Origin of the sequence: Salirhabdus sp. Marseille-P4669, from assembly GCF_900240405.1 — a bacterium.
GTDB lineage: Bacteria > Bacillota > Bacilli > Bacillales > Alkalibacillaceae > OEQK01.
Map to the genome: position 1 here is coordinate 178,604 of NZ_OEQK01000003.1, position 17,073 is coordinate 195,676.

At 36.6% G+C, this 17,073-nt stretch carries 20 protein-coding genes and 1 riboswitch; of the genes, 7 read left to right on the top strand and 13 right to left on the bottom strand.

Features of this window, described 5'->3' with window-relative positions; all coding sequences use genetic code 11:
* Position 1 precedes the first annotated feature (1 nt).
* The 3 genes from C1A05_RS07370 to C1A05_RS07380 all read right to left on the bottom strand — a co-directional run bounded on the left by C1A05_RS07370 (position 2) and on the right by C1A05_RS07380 (position 1,502).
* On the bottom strand, positions 2-313 hold the full coding sequence (locus C1A05_RS07370) for a hypothetical protein (protein ID WP_234998402.1): 312 nt from the start codon (positions 311-313) through the stop codon (positions 2-4).
* A 16-nt stretch (positions 314-329) separates the two neighbouring features.
* The gene (locus C1A05_RS07375; protein ID WP_102027560.1) at positions 330-626 is read right to left on the bottom strand and encodes a hypothetical protein; all 297 of its coding nucleotides are present in this window, start codon (positions 624-626) and stop codon (positions 330-332) included.
* 87 nt (positions 627-713) lie between these two features.
* Positions 714-1,502: a hypothetical protein gene (locus C1A05_RS07380; RefSeq protein WP_102027561.1), complete on the bottom strand. Its 789-nt coding sequence runs from the start codon at positions 1,500-1,502 to the stop codon at positions 714-716.
* A 196-nt stretch (positions 1,503-1,698) separates the two neighbouring features.
* On the opposite strand from C1A05_RS07380, the gene C1A05_RS07385 reads away from it, so the two are divergent.
* Genes C1A05_RS07385 through C1A05_RS07395 form a run of 3 tightly spaced genes read left to right on the top strand, consistent with a single transcriptional unit; the run spans position 1,699 to position 3,733 of the window.
* Complete coding sequence (locus tag C1A05_RS07385; protein WP_102027562.1) at positions 1,699-2,817, top strand: hypothetical protein; 1,119 nt, start codon at positions 1,699-1,701, stop codon at positions 2,815-2,817.
* Between the two features lie 19 nt (positions 2,818-2,836).
* Entirely contained in the window at positions 2,837-3,256 is a 420-nt protein-coding gene (locus tag C1A05_RS07390; RefSeq protein ID WP_102027563.1) for a hypothetical protein, read from the top strand.
* A 12-nt stretch (positions 3,257-3,268) separates the two neighbouring features.
* Complete coding sequence (locus C1A05_RS07395) at positions 3,269-3,733, top strand: hypothetical protein (protein ID WP_102027564.1); 465 nt, start codon at positions 3,269-3,271, stop codon at positions 3,731-3,733.
* Positions 3,734-3,767: 34 nt separating this feature from the next.
* Here the strand turns inward: C1A05_RS07395 and C1A05_RS07400 are convergent, their stop codons facing one another.
* From C1A05_RS07400 to C1A05_RS07410, 3 genes are all read right to left on the bottom strand, one after another.
* The gene (locus tag C1A05_RS07400; protein WP_102027565.1) at positions 3,768-5,192 is read right to left on the bottom strand and encodes a hypothetical protein; all 1,425 of its coding nucleotides are present in this window, start codon (positions 5,190-5,192) and stop codon (positions 3,768-3,770) included.
* Between the two features lie 325 nt (positions 5,193-5,517).
* Positions 5,518-6,987, bottom strand: a complete 1,470-nt coding sequence (locus C1A05_RS07405; protein ID WP_234998404.1) for a peptidoglycan DD-metalloendopeptidase family protein — start codon at positions 6,985-6,987, stop codon at positions 5,518-5,520.
* A gap of 312 nt (positions 6,988-7,299) precedes the next feature.
* Positions 7,300-8,601 carry an O-acetylhomoserine aminocarboxypropyltransferase/cysteine synthase family protein gene (locus C1A05_RS07410; protein ID WP_102027566.1) on the bottom strand — a complete coding sequence of 434 codons (1,302 nt, stop codon included), beginning with the start codon at positions 8,599-8,601 and terminating at the stop codon, positions 7,300-7,302.
* Between the two features lie 122 nt (positions 8,602-8,723).
* A riboswitch (SAM riboswitch) is annotated at positions 8,724-8,830 on the bottom strand.
* 198 nt (positions 8,831-9,028) lie between these two features.
* Here C1A05_RS07410 and C1A05_RS07415 point away from each other — a divergent pair.
* A complete protein-coding gene (locus C1A05_RS07415; protein WP_102027567.1) occupies positions 9,029-9,796 on the top strand; it encodes a yteA family sporulation protein in 768 nt (255 codons plus the stop codon).
* Positions 9,797-9,819: 23 nt separating this feature from the next.
* Here C1A05_RS07415 and C1A05_RS07420 read toward each other — a convergent pair whose 3' ends face one another.
* From C1A05_RS07420 to C1A05_RS18165, 4 genes are all read right to left on the bottom strand, one after another.
* Complete coding sequence (locus C1A05_RS07420) at positions 9,820-10,401, bottom strand: class D sortase (RefSeq protein ID WP_102027568.1); 582 nt, start codon at positions 10,399-10,401, stop codon at positions 9,820-9,822.
* A 120-nt stretch (positions 10,402-10,521) separates the two neighbouring features.
* Positions 10,522-11,280, bottom strand: a complete 759-nt coding sequence (locus C1A05_RS07425; protein ID WP_102027569.1) for a sporulation protein — start codon at positions 11,278-11,280, stop codon at positions 10,522-10,524.
* Positions 11,281-11,363: 83 nt separating this feature from the next.
* The gene (locus C1A05_RS07430; RefSeq protein ID WP_102027570.1) at positions 11,364-12,251 is read right to left on the bottom strand and encodes a DUF1028 domain-containing protein; all 888 of its coding nucleotides are present in this window, start codon (positions 12,249-12,251) and stop codon (positions 11,364-11,366) included.
* 60 nt (positions 12,252-12,311) lie between these two features.
* Entirely contained in the window at positions 12,312-12,449 is a 138-nt protein-coding gene (locus C1A05_RS18165; protein WP_200816479.1) for a hypothetical protein, read from the bottom strand.
* A 154-nt stretch (positions 12,450-12,603) separates the two neighbouring features.
* Between C1A05_RS18165 and C1A05_RS07435 the strand changes: the two genes are divergently transcribed.
* Entirely contained in the window at positions 12,604-13,131 is a 528-nt protein-coding gene (locus tag C1A05_RS07435) for a hypothetical protein (RefSeq protein WP_102027571.1), read from the top strand.
* 142 nt (positions 13,132-13,273) lie between these two features.
* On the opposite strand, the gene C1A05_RS07440 is transcribed toward C1A05_RS07435, so the two are convergent.
* Positions 13,274-13,477, bottom strand: coding sequence for a CDGSH iron-sulfur domain-containing protein (locus C1A05_RS07440; protein WP_102027572.1), 204 nt, complete (start codon positions 13,475-13,477; stop codon positions 13,274-13,276).
* A gap of 405 nt (positions 13,478-13,882) precedes the next feature.
* Between C1A05_RS07440 and C1A05_RS07445 the strand changes: the two genes are divergently transcribed.
* Positions 13,883-15,322 (top strand): SulP family inorganic anion transporter, encoded by a 1,440-nt coding sequence (locus C1A05_RS07445; protein WP_102027573.1) that lies wholly within the window; start codon positions 13,883-13,885, stop codon positions 15,320-15,322.
* A gap of 45 nt (positions 15,323-15,367) precedes the next feature.
* Here C1A05_RS07445 and C1A05_RS17985 read toward each other — a convergent pair whose 3' ends face one another.
* The gene (locus C1A05_RS17985) at positions 15,368-15,532 is read right to left on the bottom strand and encodes a hypothetical protein (RefSeq protein WP_159462019.1); all 165 of its coding nucleotides are present in this window, start codon (positions 15,530-15,532) and stop codon (positions 15,368-15,370) included.
* Between the two features lie 92 nt (positions 15,533-15,624).
* Positions 15,625-16,155 (bottom strand): D-glycero-alpha-D-manno-heptose-1,7-bisphosphate 7-phosphatase, encoded by a 531-nt coding sequence (locus C1A05_RS07450; RefSeq protein WP_102027870.1) that lies wholly within the window; start codon positions 16,153-16,155, stop codon positions 15,625-15,627.
* Positions 16,156-16,304: 149 nt separating this feature from the next.
* On the opposite strand from C1A05_RS07450, the gene C1A05_RS07455 reads away from it, so the two are divergent.
* Positions 16,305-16,982, top strand: coding sequence for an SIMPL domain-containing protein (locus C1A05_RS07455; RefSeq protein WP_102027574.1), 678 nt, complete (start codon positions 16,305-16,307; stop codon positions 16,980-16,982).
* Positions 16,983-17,073 lie beyond the last annotated feature (91 nt).

Here is a 17,073-nt window from a genome sequence, read left to right on the forward strand (position 1 = left end):
TTTAAAATATTTCATCATTCAGTTCTGGAATTTTCGGTCCCTCCTCTCTTTCAATAAAGAATAGCTCTATATTATGAACGTGGATATACCAGCGTCGGTTTTCTAATTCTTGGTTTGGAACTGTTTCTACATCTACAACGACATGATCCTCAACGACATCTCTTATCTTCCCAATAAAGAAAAATGGGAACGATGGGGTAATTGCTAATAATTTGTGTCCCATTCCCGCTCGAAAATGCTCAATAAGTGCTTCATCATGGATATCGTTTGTCGTTGGAAATAGCATGTTTGGGTAAATCCCTTCATTTTTCACTACAAATACCTCCTTATTAAGTTAATGGGAACCTCGTATTCGGGTCAAAGTTTGGGGTGAAATGGTTTATTTTCTCGAGTGGAATACTTAAAGGGACTGGAAATTTAAAAAATGGTGCATTCACCATTTTAATTGTTATTGGTGATAACGTAAGATGACCATGCTCAACCTCGACAATTTCTCCTGAAAATATTGGCCGAAATGTTTGACCAAATAAATTGAGCTGGTCGGAGTTTGTAACAATTAAAATATTTTCCCCTTTTAAATTCAAAAGTTCACGAAAGAGACGATCCTCCCTTTCTTGTAATTCCATACCTTTCATCCTTTCTACATAAAAGTATTGTGGATACTTCATACTTTTACTCTATTCCAATATTTTGATTATAACTAGATAATATATCTATTTTTTGAAAAATCGGGCGATTCCCTTAATCGTACTTTTCCAAATGGTGAACAGGCGAATGGTTCGCACATATTGTATCGAGCCCATAGGAATTTCCTCCTCCTTTTTGATAGGAGCAAGAATCATGGTTTTGTTTGTTACAGATTTCATCTTCCCTATCTTTTTCTCATTGTTATCTAAGAAAAGCTCTACCCAGGTTTCACACCATGACTGAAGATTTGTATGAAAGGTTTCTTCAAAAAATTGTTGTTTTAATATGTCTCTTTTCGATACGGTTTCCCCGAAATGATAGATCAGTTTGTTTCGATAATTATTATCGTAAATAAAATGCTGATGGGTATTAGAGTAATTTGGTATTCCGAAGGGTATATTTGCTGATTCAATGGCGCGATATGGTATCCAAATTCGTGTTTTTAAATTGGAGAGCATTACGAAGTCCCTTCCAATCGCACTTACTTTACCTTCAGTATAAATTGGTTCCCTTCCCCATTTTGAATACACTTCCACTTGATGATTTCGTTTAAGTCGAAAAAAACGCCGAAGCTTTAAATCTTTTCCAACACTTTCCTTTCTATTGGAAATATTATATAGATTCGATCGATCCATATAATCCATTAATAAGCGTGTATCCTCTGTACTTGTTGCACTCGTTGGGGATGTGAGACCTTCCCCCCTTAGCAGATTCATTTGATTAATGACATCCACTTTTATTTCTTCCTTTTTTCTCTCTTCTAATAGTTTGTCTACATACTGATTAAATCGTACCGTTCTTTTTTCCTTATTCATTCTAATCACCTCCATTTACAACCTTCATTATTTAATAGCTTATGAACATTTCACGCACACGACATATATTTAACTGGAAATAGTTATATACACTAGTTTGATAGGTTTTCGCCTTTTTTGGAGGTAGATAGTACCCATTTTTCCTTCTGCTCATAAAGTAAACTAGGAAATGTTTTAAAGGGAGAGGATTGGGAAAATGGAGTGCATCAGTATATTAGAAGAAGTTCATCACTTTCAAATAAAAGCACAACACCCTCAAGCAATACCTTCCTTGAAAAGAGATAACAATTATTTATTTGCTTTCATTCTTTATAATCGAGACCTCGAACCTATATATCCATTTCGACAATCTCACTTTGATAAACCTCTACCTCTATTAGAACTTGTACACTTTAACAAGGTTGATCATTTTGCTATTTTTAAGCCGTTTGAGTTGTTCATGAACACCAAAGATCATGACTTGGACTCTTGTTTTACACTACATTTAAATTGCGTAAGTGCTTATCAAATCTTTTGTATTGAAAGTAATGTGAAAACGAAACTCATTGAGAAAGAAGCGACATTCCTAGAGGCAAAAAAACGGATGAAAGAGAAAAATGAGGCATTAAAAGCTCAAATGAAAACGTATTTATCCAAAACCTCTTATGATTCGCCATATGATCTTATGTATGAGGAGGAGAGCATCAGTAGTTCCTTAACAGGCACCATTCATAATTCTAATGTAGTGCAAAATCAATCCAAAGAGATAAGCATAAAACCATCACAACACGTTGTAGAGGATGTAGAGGATGTAAATGCATTTAATCGGAGTGCAGAAAATAATACTTCCATTACATCTAACCCTGTTGATTTTGGCAACAACTCTATGTTAGATTCCGATATTAACGATTCGGATCTGTTGCTGGATTGTACCAGTAAGAGTGAAATAAAACCGTCACATGTTGTCGAGGAGGAAAGTTCATCCATCGAGAGTATCGAAGTTCGTTCTTCATTTGAACATAATCCTATGGAGGAGAGTAGTATCAGAAACGTTTCCGATTCGATAATCCAGAGTTCCGATATGTTAACTGACCGCTATGTAAGGAAAAACGAAAGGGTCCAAGATGATGACCTTTATGAAAGTTCCGGAAGTATCTCTAGCGTTGAATGTGTAGAATCAAGTAGTCTACAGGAAAAATTGTTCGAAAGCTCTTCTCAAGAAACGCTAGAAGAACCATCAGCAAATAACGTTTCTGTACCTAAAGAACAAAATTATTATCGACTCATTCCAATGGAACAAATCCTTTCAGTTGAGTGGGATGAAGAAGAAGATTGATGGATCGGTGGGGATTAGAATGATTTCACAACTTATCGGTTACCTTTTATACGGAAATATGCTGCTTATGTTTGTAACCTATTTATTTCTGTATCGGATTCGTAAATTAATCGGTTTTCAATTAGGAATGAATATGTCAATGATTGCTGGAGGGTTTTTGGCCATTGTAACTGGGGTTATTTTAATTTATCAATACCCTTTTCATTTTGCTATAGTTACCATCGTTACTACCGTTATCGGTTTCACAGTAGGTGCCCTATTTGGTGCGTTATTTGATTATCAAACGATGTTAACTGGGTATGCAACTGGATTAATGATGGGAATCATGTCTCCAATGGTTGGTGCAGCAGCAAAAAATAGCATGCTATTTTTGTATTTTATCGAAATCATCTTTATCCTTTCCATAATCATGATGCTCTCCTCTTCCAGAACCAGCTAAGGTGGGATGAAGATGATTGGACTACTATTTAGTCTTTTCCTAGTAAATGTGTGTACTGGTGCAATTGGATTTATGATTTTATTTAGAAGAAGGAAAAACATTCAAGACCGTTTCGCTACTATTTTGGCTCAAACGATGAGTGGTACGATAAGTTTTAACCTGGCCCTAATTGTGTTTTTAATGATGGGAACGAGTCTTGTAACAATCTCTATCATTACGACAATGATAGGCTGTGTAATTGGTATATGTTTTGGGATGCTTGTAAAGTTTCACTCCGTACTCTCCGGTTTAACCCACGGAATTACAGGGGGATTGATGGGAAGTATGCTTGGTGCGGTCATTTTGGATCCAAGCTTATGTAGTTTGCCAGCGGCCTATATAGACAAAATCGCCCATAATACGATACTCTTTTCTTCCTTTGGTACTCTTATTACGTTTATTACAACAGCAATGGTCATCTATGCTTTACGAGTATAAAGAATCGGGACTGCTATAATACAGTCCCGATTCTTTATAACAGAAGTATTGCAATTATAGTTGATAGAAATAAACCAGCCATTACAGGTAAAAAGGTTTTCCGGACAAGCTCCATTACGGATATTCCACAAAATCCTGCTATCGCTATAATGGACGACCAAGCAATAATTGTTCCCCCACCGGTCCAAATGGAGCCCATTTGCCCAATAGCAGCTAAAGTGGATGTATCTAATCCTTGATTAGCAAATGCACCTGCTAGTGAGCCAGTTAGAGGTAGTCCGGAGAATCCAGATCCATCTAATCCAGTGATAATTCCTATAATTAAAATACTAAATGCAATCATGATGGAGTTATCAGGCAAGAAGCTTTGTGTAGCCTCAACTAAGTCAAACAAAAAGGCTGGGGCGCCTTCTTCTATAGATAAAATACTACCCGCAAAGTCAGAACTACCTAGGAAGAAAAAGCCAGCAATTGGGATGACAGGACCCATTGCACGGAATGCAAAGACAAATCCATCTGTAATATGCTCACTTATATGATCCAATGCCTTATGTTTACCAAATGCTAAGGAAGCAAGTAAAAGCAAGATGACTGCAACACCTCCGATAAAGGCTGCACCATCTCCTCCTTCAAGTCCACCCATGCGACCAGAATTTAATTTTGAATAAATCATGTATATCATTACAGCTAGCATAGATAACGGAACCAAAACTGCAAATACTTTACTCCATGTGGAGAGATTCGAAGTCTTGGCCTCTCTTGAACTTTTGTTCAACCCTTGCATAGCGGCAATTTCCAGCTCTATTTCCGGGTCGTTCTTACTACGAAAATACTTCAGACTAAAAACGTACGCTAAGCCAATTGCAGTAAAACCTGTTATTAAAGAGAGAATCATGGCTTTATCAGCAACAGCTGATGCCTGGATACCTGCAGCTTTTGCAGATAATTCAGGGGCAACTTGGATAACATAATCGGAAGAAAGTGCCATCCCTTGACCCGCCAAAGCAATCGCAACAGCCGCTACCATTACTGGTAATCCTGATCGAATTGCTGCAGGAACGAGCAACGCACAAATTAGCGGAACTGCTGGAGTTGGCCAGAAAAATAAAGAAATAATATAGGTCACCACTACTAATAAAAAATAAGATATGTGGCCGTTTGTCATAAACCTTTGAATAGGTTCAATCATACGCCGGTCTGCACCAAGATCTTTTAACGCATGCAGTAATGCAACCATGAAGGTAATAATTAAAAATATATTAAAAAGTTCCTTTGCAGCTACTAGGTTTGCATTAAACACAGCTGTGAACCCACTAACAATGCTTCCCTTATATATCCACGCTACAAGAAAAGTACCAAATAAAGTAGGTAAAACAACTCCCTTACGAAAAACCATCGTAAGAATAATGATGATGGTAATTAAACCATATAAAATATGACTTACTTCTAAGTCTCCCATGTAAACACACCCTTCTAGTCTTATCATCACTTAGAAATTAAAAAGTGATGCGTGTGATGTAATGTACAATATGCAAGAAAGCCTAGATTGGTGATGCAAATTACTGGGAATTATAGGGATGTGAGATAGAAAAACAAGGATTAAAGAGCATAAACGGCTAACAATCTAGATCAAAGGTATCTACTTATTTGTTTGCAGTTTATGTATGCAAGGAGGATTGAAGTATGTTGCGCTCTTTATACTTAGAGGCATACTACAAAAGATATAAGTGGAGCATAAATAGAAAAAAGAGGAAATCTACTAATGCTAGATTTCCTCTTTTCTATTAATAATAGGATGCAGGATTTTGCAATGCACCATTTTTATAAAGTTCAAAGTGTAAATGTACACCTGTTGAATTACCAGTTGACCCCATAACACCAATAACCTGGCCTTGTTGAACCGTTTGTCCAACATGTACATCTATACTAGATAAATGACTATATGTTGTTTTATATCCATTATTGTGGTTGATTACGATGCGATTACCGTAGCCACCATCCCAGCCAGCATAGGTTACGGTACCATTATCTGCTGCATATATAGAGCGATTACCTACTCCAGCAATATCTATTCCTTTATGGTAGGAGCCCCACCTATATCCAACATGGCTTGTAATAAATCCACCAGCTGCTGGCCATCGGAAGCTACCAGTACCACGAGATGGAATAACTTTTGTACCTTCTAAAATAATTTTATTTACTGGTTCTTTTGTTACTTCCGAATCGAGTACTTCACGATCCACAACTTGTCCATTTTTCTTTGTAATTTTATAATGAACTCTCTTTTTCCCTTCTTGACCATTTTGTTTTACACTCGTTTGGCCTTTGAAAAGAGAATCTGTTTGTTCATAAACGATTTCATAATCAATGGTTTCTTCCGTTAATTCTTCTTCTGTTACAACAACATCAACGATTGGTTCAAGCCCTGTAACCGTTACTTCTTGACCAATTTGAATAACAGAATCCTCATTTAAATCTGGATTTAGTGTGAGTAAGTCATCCATCGATAAATCATACTGAGCAGCGACTGTGCTTAACGCTTCACCTTCTTGAATGGTGTGAACTTTATCGGTTAATGCACCTTTTTCTAGCATCTTCAAACCTTGTTCAACCGTAAAAAGCTCATTCATTTTTACTTTTTCTGTTTTAAATGAAACTTCTTCTGATAGTTTTGCGTCTAATATAGTAGATTCACCTACAGAAAGTGGTTGATTGTCTTTTGGTTCACCTGGTTCATCAGATGGATTGATAAACTTTTCCACTTCGTCTTCAGGAAGATATTTTGCCAAATACGTTTTCAACACTTCCTGTGCTGTTTCTTTATTGTTAAAATATCCAATAACAACACCGTCTACTTCTAGTTTAACGGCTTCAACACTATATTGAATCTGCTCTTCCAAATTTTTCAAAACTTGTTCATTATCAAAAACAGGTGCAAATGCAACTTCAGGAACGTACGTAATATCCTGGCTAACTGTTAATTGCACACCATCTAACTGTTCTTCATTCTTTTTTTCTTGTAAAGATGCTTTTTCATCAATAAAGGATTCAATTACATCTTTACTACCAACTGTACCTAAATGTTCACCGTCAATGTATACATGATAGACACGTGGTAAACTATCGTTATTTGTATCAGCAGTAACCGAACCTACTGTAATCCCTAATCCTAAAATAGTTGTAATGACAACCTTAGGCATAAAAGGTTTGTTTCGAACTATCTTAGAATTTGATAAGTTATTGTGTTCCCCCACGTTCTTTCCTCCTACAATCTCTTTCGTTACATTTTATATATCGACATACTTTACTACATTAATCTACCACAAATCTACTAGTTGAATAAACCGATATAGGCATAATGTAACAAACTTGTATAATTACTGTCATATTTTTGAAAATAATGTAGTATTTACTGACGTAAACTTCTACAACCTTTTACATTTTAGTAGATAACTAGAAAAAATTCAAATTATCTTGTTAAAGTTAATGAATAATGGGTAACGATTAAGCATGAGACATAAAAAAAAACAGCATGACATAAAGTCATACTGTTATCTTAAATCATTTTATAAAACCGTTTGCTTTGTTGCAACAGTGATTGCTTCATCTAAAGCTTCAATTAAATCTTTTGTGGATTCTAATCCAACAGATAAACGAATTAATTCTTCTGTTACACCAGTTTGCTTCAGTTCTTCCGCACTTAATTGCTGATGAGTTGTGGAGGCTGGATGGATAATTAGCGATTTCGCATCCCCGACATTTGCTACGTGGGACCAAAGTTTTATGTTATCTACCACTTTTCTTCCATCTTCACGGTCTCCTTTAATTCCAAACACGACGATCGATCCAGCCCCCTTATCAAAATACTTCTTCGCCAAATCATAGGATGGATGACTTTGTAATCCAGGATAAGATACCCAGTCCACTGCATTATGGTTTTCTAAGTAATTTGCAATTTCTACTGCATTTTCATTATGCTTTTTAACTCTTAGGTGTAATGTTTCTAAGCCTTGTAATAAATGAAATGCACTTTCTGGGCTTAAGCATGGACCGAAATCTCGAAGCAACTGTACTCTAAGCTTCGTTCCAAAAGCAGCATTAGGGACATCAATGCCAAAACGAATACCATGGTAACTATCGTCGGGCTCTACAAAGCCTTTAAACTTTTCGTTATTCCAATCAAAGGAGCCACTATCGACAACAATTCCCCCAATCGTTGTACCATGTCCTCCTATCCATTTCGTAGCTGAATGTACAACGATATCCGCTCCCCATTCGATTGGACGACAATTATAAGGTGTTGCAAACGTATTATCAACAATTAATGGGATATGATATTCATGAGCAATTGTTGCAACCGACTCAATATCTAAAACATGTAGGCTAGGATTACCAATAGTCTCAGCAAATATTGCTTTTGTTTTATCCGTAATGGCATTTCTAAAGTTTTCTGGATTTTTCGGATCAACGAAATTTACTTTGATTCCATATTTAGGTAATGTATTTGCAAATAAGTTATATGTTCCACCATAAAGGTCTGTAGCTGCTAATATTTCATCACCTGCTTCAGCCAGGTTTAAGATGGAAAAGGAAATGGCAGCCATTCCAGATGATAAACCAACAGCATTCGTTCCACCTTCAAGCGCTGCTACTCTCTTTTCAAATACATCAACTGTCGGATTCATAATTCGTGAATAAATATTACCTGGCTCTTGTAATGCAAATAAATTTTTAGCATGCTCGGTATCACGAAAAACATAGGATGTTGTTTGATAAATTGGCACCGCTCTTGCACCTGTTGTTGGATCAGGTTCTTGACCTCCATGTAATAATAATGTTTCCCTTTCAAATTTAGCTTGATTACTCATTTCTCCACACTCCTCATTAATTTTATTGGTTTTCCTACCACAAATTACTAAAAGTGTAAGAGGAGTTTTTCGAATAAAAAACCCACTTCATAAGAAGAGGGCTTTGTCTATATCGATTCCTCCCCTTATCTTTCAGACTAATGTCTGCAGGACTTGGCACCTTTTCAAGAAGATTCTTGAAGGTTGCCGGGCTTCATAGGGCCTTTCCCTCCGCCGCTCTGGATAAGAGTTCAACCTATTCAATTATTTTGCACATAACATAATGTATTCAAATTATAAACGAAACCTATATTTTCTGTCAATTCATTTTTTTGCAAATTTTTAGTCAAACCCAACTACTTCCATACCTGTTTTCTTTTCTCACAAATGAAATGATGTCGATTATCAAACAATACACATATAGGATGTTAAGGAAGGAGACAAGATTATGCTCACAGAACAACAACTTAACACCTTCCGTTATCGGCTTGAGAAGGCGAAAAGTGATATCGAAAGAAGATTGAAGAACAATGATCATTTCAATTTAGACAGAGGGCATTATCACGAAGCATCTGGAGAATTATCCAGTTATGATAATCATCCTGGTGATGAAGCAACAGAGTTATATGAACGGGAAAAGGATATTGCATTACATGAACATGTAGAAAAGGAATTAGAAGATATAGAACAAGCATTAAAAGCAATTGAAAATGGCACATACGGGAAATGCGAAACGTGTGGAAAAGAAATTTCGTTTGAGCGTCTCGAAGCTATTCCTACTACAACGCACTGTATGGAACACAGTCCTGACCAAGTCGCATCGATAAATCGTCCTCTAGAAGAAGAGGTTCTACATCCTCCATTTGGACAATTTGAATATGATGATCAGGAAGTAGTTGCGTTTGATGCAGAAGATGCTTGGCAGGAAGTAGCACAATGGGGAACATCCAATACGCCATCTGATTTTGTCGTAGCACCGGATAGCTACAATGAGACTTATATTGAGGCGGATGACAGAGAAGGTTATGTAGAGGATTATGAAAACTTTATTGCCACAGATATTGAAGGAAAAAATATTATGGTTTATCCAAGTCAGCGACATGAACAATATGAAGAAGATTTAGATTCAGAAGGTTTTATGACCGTATTTGGTGACTTGAAGCCATATGAAGAAGAACCATATGTGGAAGAAGATGAACAGAAGGATAAAAAATAAGGTGCATACGAAGCACCTTATTTTTATTTTGCTGGTTTTGCATAAATAATATATCGATCAGGGGCATTGCCTAAATAACTAAACGGATAACAGGTGGAAAGGGTTAACACTTCTTCCGGATAAGTTGATTTTATAACCGAAGTATCATCGGCAGGAACAATCTCTGTGGATTCAATTTCATATGTAAACGTACCATACGGCAGCTCTACAATTAGCTCATCGCCAATTTCCATATCCCCCACACGTCTAAATACGGTATCCCTGTGTCCTGATAACAAAATTTGGTCTTGTTGTCCCGGGTAGACCGTATCACTATAATGCCCCACCCCTTCTTCCAGCTCTTCTTCACTTGTTCCTTCTACAATCGGTAACTCTCCTTCAATGGATGGAAGGTGCAGGATCCCGACTACATCCCCTTTTTCTGGTTTGAAGTCATCTATATTCATTAGCTGTTTTTCCTCGTTATTTTCCTTAGACTTTTCAATAATCTCCTTTGCCTCCACTAAATTCTGCTTTTCGTTGTGGTTCATTTCCCAAATACTATAACCACCGTAAATAAGTAATGCTGCACCAAAAATCATTAAAAGTAAGGATACTTTTTTCATCATATCCTCCCTTCTCTAATTGAATTAGACTATTTTAATTAATGCGAAAACCTAAGAAAAGCCCTAGCTTTCTATACATTTTATGAAAAAGATCTACCGTTTGGGCAGATCTTTCATCGCTCATGCATATTGTCTGATCGTATTTCTCAAAATATCTGCAACATATTGGATACCTTGGTTACAATCATCATTAGATATAGACAACCTTACAAAGCTCTCATCCATGTCTAATGCTTCTGCAAATAAACCACCTAATCCTTTTGCACGACGGTCTACTTGTATTCTTATATCAGCACTAGATGTATTCATAAAAAAGATAACTTCCAATTCATCTAAATCCCTTCTAAATTCACCACCAGGGTAAAATTCAAATTCTTGTACGTATCGATATCTTCGGGAATATTCCATTTCAACTTTTCTCAGCTGAAATCCTAAAACTTTTGTTAAAGCCTCTAAAACCGTATCAGCAATAGGATGCGGATCTACGGTAATGTAATCACGATCTGTTGGATCTATAGCACTTGGAACATCAAGACCTGTTTGTATCCACACCTTCGTTTTCCCTAAGGTTGGTGGCGTATCAATGGGAAGTTCGAATTGAAAATCAATTTCCTTCTCTTCACCAGGCTGTATTATAAAAGAACTTGCAATTTGAAATGAACCTATTGTTACTTTTTCATAGTATTTTTTGTCGTCTCTTTCTCGAACTGCTTCCGTCATGACAAATAAATGGATTCGATCCACTTGTTGTTCAACCTTACCACCTCGAATAACAACTTTACCACTCGTATTTTCTCCAGGAACAAGTCTTGTTTTATCTAACTGTGTATCCACTTTTGCACTTCCAATGCCTACACCTGCTAAAAATTTCTTGAACACTGTATTACCTCCCCTTTTTTCACAAAACTTTATAAGTATGACAATTAGAAATTGTTGATAACTATGAAAAACAATACGTTTTTCTATCCAACTACTTCCTTATTTCTCATAAAATCAAGAACTTCCTTGTCAATTTTACCTCTCTCTAGTTCCCGCTCTTCAAAATTTTCCATATGTAAAAAAGAAGTTAATTGGGTATAAAATATATCGTCATCATTATTTTGATCACTTTTTAAAAAGTTTAATCGATACAGATAGTGTTCGATTTCCTTTCGAATTTCCCCTTCAATCGAAAGAATATTTTCTTCTTTCGTTGTACCAAAATACAATTGATGTAAACGATAAATCCGAATAAGTTCTTGAATCGGGTCTGGATGATCATCGACTCGGAGATCGATATACCGATCGTTAGCACCTAAGTATCCACCTTTTTCCTTTACAATGTAAATCGCCGCTGATTGTCTTCCTCGACTATCTCCACCTGCATTTTGACCAGCATCAAGTGCTTTTAATAATCGCTCTGCTAATGTTCCTTGAGTAGCTTCAAAGGTTTCCGCCATCGCTATTATCGTTTCTTCACTAACCAAAATATTTCCTTGAGCGGCATAATGTTTACCAGCACGACCACCAGCCCAATCCATGCAGTTTTCCCCAGTGAATGTAGCAGAATTACCTTTTGCATCTACAATTCCCACTTGGCGCTCTCTTCGCCCTTCATCATGGGAAGTTAAAAAATCAATCGTCTCTTGAGCACTCTTCCCTTCTTCCATCAATCGAAGTCCATCAGGCCCGTATGCAGGATTCGCAAACGCTTGTGTTGCAACAGCTCCTACTCCGGCTTTTGCCCATGGAACAACGGAACCTACACCAATAAATTTAGATTGAACCGCAACTCCGAGTTCCCCTGTAATCGGATCAAATCCTACTATTGAAAATGTGGCAATTATTTCTTTCGGTATTTTTTGTTTCATCGCATTCTTTTTCTCCCATCCATATAGCCCTATAAAATAATAATACCATTCTTTTACATACTAGTCTTCCTTTTTATCTGAATCTTCTGCGCAATTAAAGCACTTTAGTTTTCCATGTTCATTTACTCCATCCAAAAACCCATCCATACAATACACGGTTTTACCACAAACTTGACAACTACCTACTACTTCTTCCAATTGAATCTCCCTCCTATCCGAAATATTCCATCTGTATAAAAAGAATCCCTTCTACTTCCTACATAAAATAACACCTATTATAAGTCACATGTATGAAATCTGTTATTTATCACAAAATATTCCAAGTAGTTATGGATAGGAAGAGAGGTTTTTTATGAAAACATGGATTACACTGACATTGTGTACTTTTGTATCAATCGCTACACTTTCAACTACTATTGAGGCAAAGGTCATAATCCCAAATAACTATGGATCCAAAGGTGCTCTGAGCGATCCACATATTACGTTAACAGAAGCCTTAACGTATGCTTTACAAGATGAGTGTTTAGCTAATACGCGATACGGTCTTATTCTAGAAAGCTTAGGCTATGACCTGCGTCCCTTTGTGGAAATGAAATATGATAATCGAGAAAATATCCAAAGTCTATATCAACTTTGTAAGAAGAATGGAATCCCTATACTTAAACATAACCATGAAGGGCTCGTTTACCTACATCAGCCGAAAGACGTGAAAACGTCCTTAAAACAGGAAATTAGCTTTGAAAACGAAAACATTAGTATGTATGATAAGCTAATTAACCAAACAAACTTTTCAAATAATGTAAAAAACGTATTTCGTAAATTACAAAAAGATTCCAGAGTTCATTTAAGAAAGCTTCGAACCGAATTTAACCGATACTAAAGACGAATGAACGAGGATGGGACAAAAGTTTTTACTGAAAAGGTAAACTCGAGCTTTGATTAGCGGAGAATACCTCTCCGCTAATTTAGTTCATTATTCACCTTTTGATTCAAACTGTTTCGTTATGTCCCAGCCCTGTATATTATTTAGCCCTTGGTGTACTTTCAAAACCTATCTTTCGGTGTGTTCCATCACAAAAAGGCTTATTTGATGAATGTCCACATCGACACAGAGAAAAACTCGGCTTCGTTTCAAACACATTTCCTGCTGCATCCACTAACTCAACATCACCAGTTACTCTTAAAGAACCATTGTCATTCACTTTAATCGTTACCTTTTCACCCATTCTGTTTTCCTCCTTTTCCTAGTTCCTTAGTTTATGCTATTCCATTATTTATGAAACGATTACTATAGAATCGGTTGCCATAAGGTGGTAACACATTATTCGAAACATGATTTTCGATAAAATTACAATCCCCTTCATTGAAAATTTTTCTACTAGGAATTTGTGACAAAACTGTGTATAATCAATACTTGTGACAAACGGCCCTGATTTTTGTGAGAGTCAAAAATCAATAAACTTTGCAAAAGGCTTTGCATGGTAGCTTCCTCATATTGAGTATGTAAAGATTGCAAAATGTGTACATCCATTTCATACGAAAGTAAGGGATTCCTAGCTTTTGCTTAAGCCCGTAGCGTATTAACGGAAGTGTAAAAGCTTTACGAAATTACAACATGTAGAGGTGAACAAATGACAAATTCATGGTTTGGAAACATTCGAGGTGACATTCTAGCTGGAATTACAGTAGCTTTTGCACTTATTCCTGAAGCGATTGCCTTTGCAATTATTGCTGGTGTCGATCCGATGGTAGGGTTATATGCATCCTTCTGTATTGCTGTTGTGATTGCATTCGTAGGTGGACGACCTGGAATGATTTCTGCTGCAACAGGTGCCATGGCGCTATTAATGGTTACTCTAGTAGCGGATCACGGTGTGGAATACTTATTTGCAGCTACGATTTTAACAGGTATTATTCAATTTATTTTAGGAGTTTTTAAGGTTGGTAGATTTATCACCTTTGTTCCACATTCTGTAATGCTAGGTTTTGTTAATGCCTTAGCAATTCTCATTTTTCTAGCACAGCTCCCACATTTTAAAGGAGCTTCCTGGATTATGTATGCTTTTGTTGCGGGAACATTAGCCATCATTTATCTATTACCTCGCATTACAAAAGCTGTACCATCTGCGCTTGTTGCAATAATAGTAATGACCGCAATCGCAGTATTTGGTGGTTTTACTGGTTTAAAAACAGTTGGTGATATGGGAACCATTACAAGTGAATTACCATTATTCCATATTCCAGATGTATTGTTTACATTTGAAACTTTCATGATTATCTTGCCATATTCGTTTACATTAGCGATTATTGGTCTACTTGAATCATTGCTTACTGCAACAATCGTTGATGAAATGACGGAAACAAAAAGCGATAAAAACCGGGAAGTGAAAGGACAAGGTATTGCAAATGTTGTTACAGGATTTTTTGGCGGTATGGCTGGTTGTGCGATGATTGGTCAATCAGTTATTAACGTTAAATCTGGAGGTAGAGGCCGACTTTCTACTCTTACAGCAGGCGTATTTTTACTGTTCCTTATTCTTGTTGCAGGCGATATTGTAGCAATGATTCCTATGGCAGCACTAGTCGGTGTTATGATTATGGTTTCGATTGGTACATTTGATTGGCAGTCTGTCCGTGAGCTCACAAAGGTTCCACGTAGCGATGCGTTGATTATGATTATAACAGTAGCCATTGTAGTATACACACACGATTTATCAAAAGGTGTACTAGCTGGTGTAGCATTAAGTGCAATCGTATTCGGGTGGAAAATGGCCCGCATTAAAGTATCATCGGATGTCAAAGGTGACACAATTACGTATCACATTTCAGGACAGCTATTTTTTGCCTCCAGTGCATCTTTTATGGATAGTTTTGATTATACAAATACGACTGACCACATTGTTCTCGATTTTACACACTCTCATGTATGGGATCAATCAGGGGTTAACGCAATTGCAAAAGTAAAACAAAAATACGAAAAACAAAATATTGCGGTGTCACTAATAGGATTAAATAAAGAAAGTCATCGAGTTATTGAAAAGATAGGTCTTTCAAATATATCTGGGCATTAAAATGGAAACACCAGTTGATTGATACAATCAACTGGTGTTTCTTTCTTATTGTGTAAACCATCCTACAATAACCATTATAAAATACGTAACTGGGTTCTTCGTCCGATTTTTCTCCATTTTAACCTGTGTACTTAACGTTTCTTTTAATTGTTTGTTTTCTTCCTGTAAGCGATTCATTGCTTGTCTTCTGTATGTAGATTCAAATAACATATCTATCACTCCATTCAACAGCCAGAAAATGAAAACGCTTTCTTAATGCATATATTATATCACTTTAGTAAAGATGGGAAGAGAAGATTTTGTTACAAGTTATATTCCGCTAACCAATTCGCTACAGATAATAAATCCGGGAAATACATATCGGCATCCGCTTCCTCTTCTCGTTTTCCGACTAAAATGGTTCTTGTACCTGCTTCCTTACCTGCAATAATATCTGGCTCTCTATCTCCTACCATAAAACTTTGTTCTAAATCAATTCCATGTTTTTCTGCTAAATCGATAATCATCTTCGGTTTTGGTTTTCGACAAGCACAATTTGCTTTTGGTTTATGAGGACAATAAGCGATTCCATCTATTTTTGCTCCAAATTTCGCTAGCTCATCCAGCATTTTTTTATGTACCTTATCCAGCTGCGTCTCTTTCATATACCCTAATCCAATACCACCTTGATTCGTCACTACAAATACTTTGAATCCTTCCTCATTAAATAGCTTAATTGCCTCTCCTACCCCGTCTAATAAATAGAAATCACTCGGTTTATTCACAAACTTTACACGACTACTTAACACCTCGTTAATAACACCGTCACGGTCTAAAAACATTCCAATATTCACCTTGTTTATCCCTCCAAGCTTGATTCGTTTATCGTCGCCATTCACAACTTCGCCCCTATTCTTATTATTACTAAAAGCAAGACAGTTAAAAAGGAATGGCTAAATAAATTTAAAAGAATACATTGGTAAAAAAGGAAAGGAAGTGTACGATGTATTCAACTTATCAATGGAATCGTTCTATACCAGTCAATCCAATTCGAACGAGTGCAAACATTGTGAAGGTGAGTGGTAAAGGGACGATTTCTGTTCAACCAAATCAAGCCTCCGTAATAGTAGGAGTTGTAACGGAGGGTGTTAACTTATCATCTATACAAAGAGAAAATGCTGAAAAAATGAATAACGTAATAGAAGCATTATTGCAAAATGGTATCCAAAGAGGAAACATTCAAACAAATGATTATCGTATTGAGCTGAATTATGATTATAAAGATGGGCAGCAGCTATTCCGGGGGTACCGAATCACCAATTTGATTCGTGTCGTAATAGAAGATATAAGTCATTTAGGTGAATTCGTTGACCTTGCAGTTGAGAACGGTGCAAATATAATACGAAATATTGAAATGCAAGTGAAAGAGGAACAACAATTTTATAATCAAGCTTTAACAAAGGCAATCGAGGAGGCAACACAAAAAGCTGTAACAATGGGAAACACTATTGGAGTAAATTTGAACCCTATCCCTATCAAGATAAAGGAAATAATAGAACAACAAGAACGGCCACGACAAGTTGTACTCGGTTTATCAACTGATAGCACAGCTGTTCCAACACCGATAGAACCAGGCTTAGTTGACATCACTGCTATTGTGGAGATGCAGTTTTCCTATTAGCAAAAGCGAAAAAGCAAGTTATCCATCCCCGAAAGATGTAAGTTTCTTTTTTTGGAGGAGTCACGTTGGCGTTTCACTTATGTCCTAGGGG

Excerpts from the sequence above, each read along its gene's own strand:
- C1A05_RS07455 (WP_102027574.1), top strand. The coding sequence starts at position 16,305 with ATGTATTCAACTTATCAATGGAATCGTTCTATACCAGTCAATCCAATT.
- C1A05_RS17985 (WP_159462019.1), bottom strand. The coding sequence starts at position 15,532 with ATGTTATTTGAATCTACATACAGAAGACAAGCAATGAATCGCTTACAG.
- C1A05_RS07390 (WP_102027563.1), top strand. The coding sequence starts at position 2,837 with ATGATTTCACAACTTATCGGTTACCTTTTATACGGAAATATGCTGCTT.
- C1A05_RS07420 (WP_102027568.1), bottom strand. The coding sequence starts at position 10,401 with ATGAAAAAAGTATCCTTACTTTTAATGATTTTTGGTGCAGCATTACTT.
- C1A05_RS07440 (WP_102027572.1), bottom strand. The coding sequence starts at position 13,477 with ATGGGTGAAAAGGTAACGATTAAAGTGAATGACAATGGTTCTTTAAGA.
- C1A05_RS07435 (WP_102027571.1), top strand. The coding sequence starts at position 12,604 with ATGAAAACATGGATTACACTGACATTGTGTACTTTTGTATCAATCGCT.
- C1A05_RS07380 (WP_102027561.1), bottom strand. The coding sequence starts at position 1,502 with ATGAATAAGGAAAAAAGAACGGTACGATTTAATCAGTATGTAGACAAA.
- C1A05_RS07400 (WP_102027565.1), bottom strand. The coding sequence starts at position 5,192 with ATGGGAGACTTAGAAGTAAGTCATATTTTATATGGTTTAATTACCATC.
- C1A05_RS07445 (WP_102027573.1), top strand. The coding sequence starts at position 13,883 with ATGACAAATTCATGGTTTGGAAACATTCGAGGTGACATTCTAGCTGGA.
- C1A05_RS07430 (WP_102027570.1), bottom strand. The coding sequence starts at position 12,251 with ATGAAACAAAAAATACCGAAAGAAATAATTGCCACATTTTCAATAGTA.
- C1A05_RS07415 (WP_102027567.1), top strand. The coding sequence starts at position 9,029 with ATGCTCACAGAACAACAACTTAACACCTTCCGTTATCGGCTTGAGAAG.
- C1A05_RS07395 (WP_102027564.1), top strand. The coding sequence starts at position 3,269 with ATGATTGGACTACTATTTAGTCTTTTCCTAGTAAATGTGTGTACTGGT.
- C1A05_RS07385 (WP_102027562.1), top strand. The coding sequence starts at position 1,699 with ATGGAGTGCATCAGTATATTAGAAGAAGTTCATCACTTTCAAATAAAA.
- C1A05_RS07410 (WP_102027566.1), bottom strand. The coding sequence starts at position 8,601 with ATGAGTAATCAAGCTAAATTTGAAAGGGAAACATTATTATTACATGGA.
- C1A05_RS07375 (WP_102027560.1), bottom strand. The coding sequence starts at position 626 with ATGGAATTACAAGAAAGGGAGGATCGTCTCTTTCGTGAACTTTTGAAT.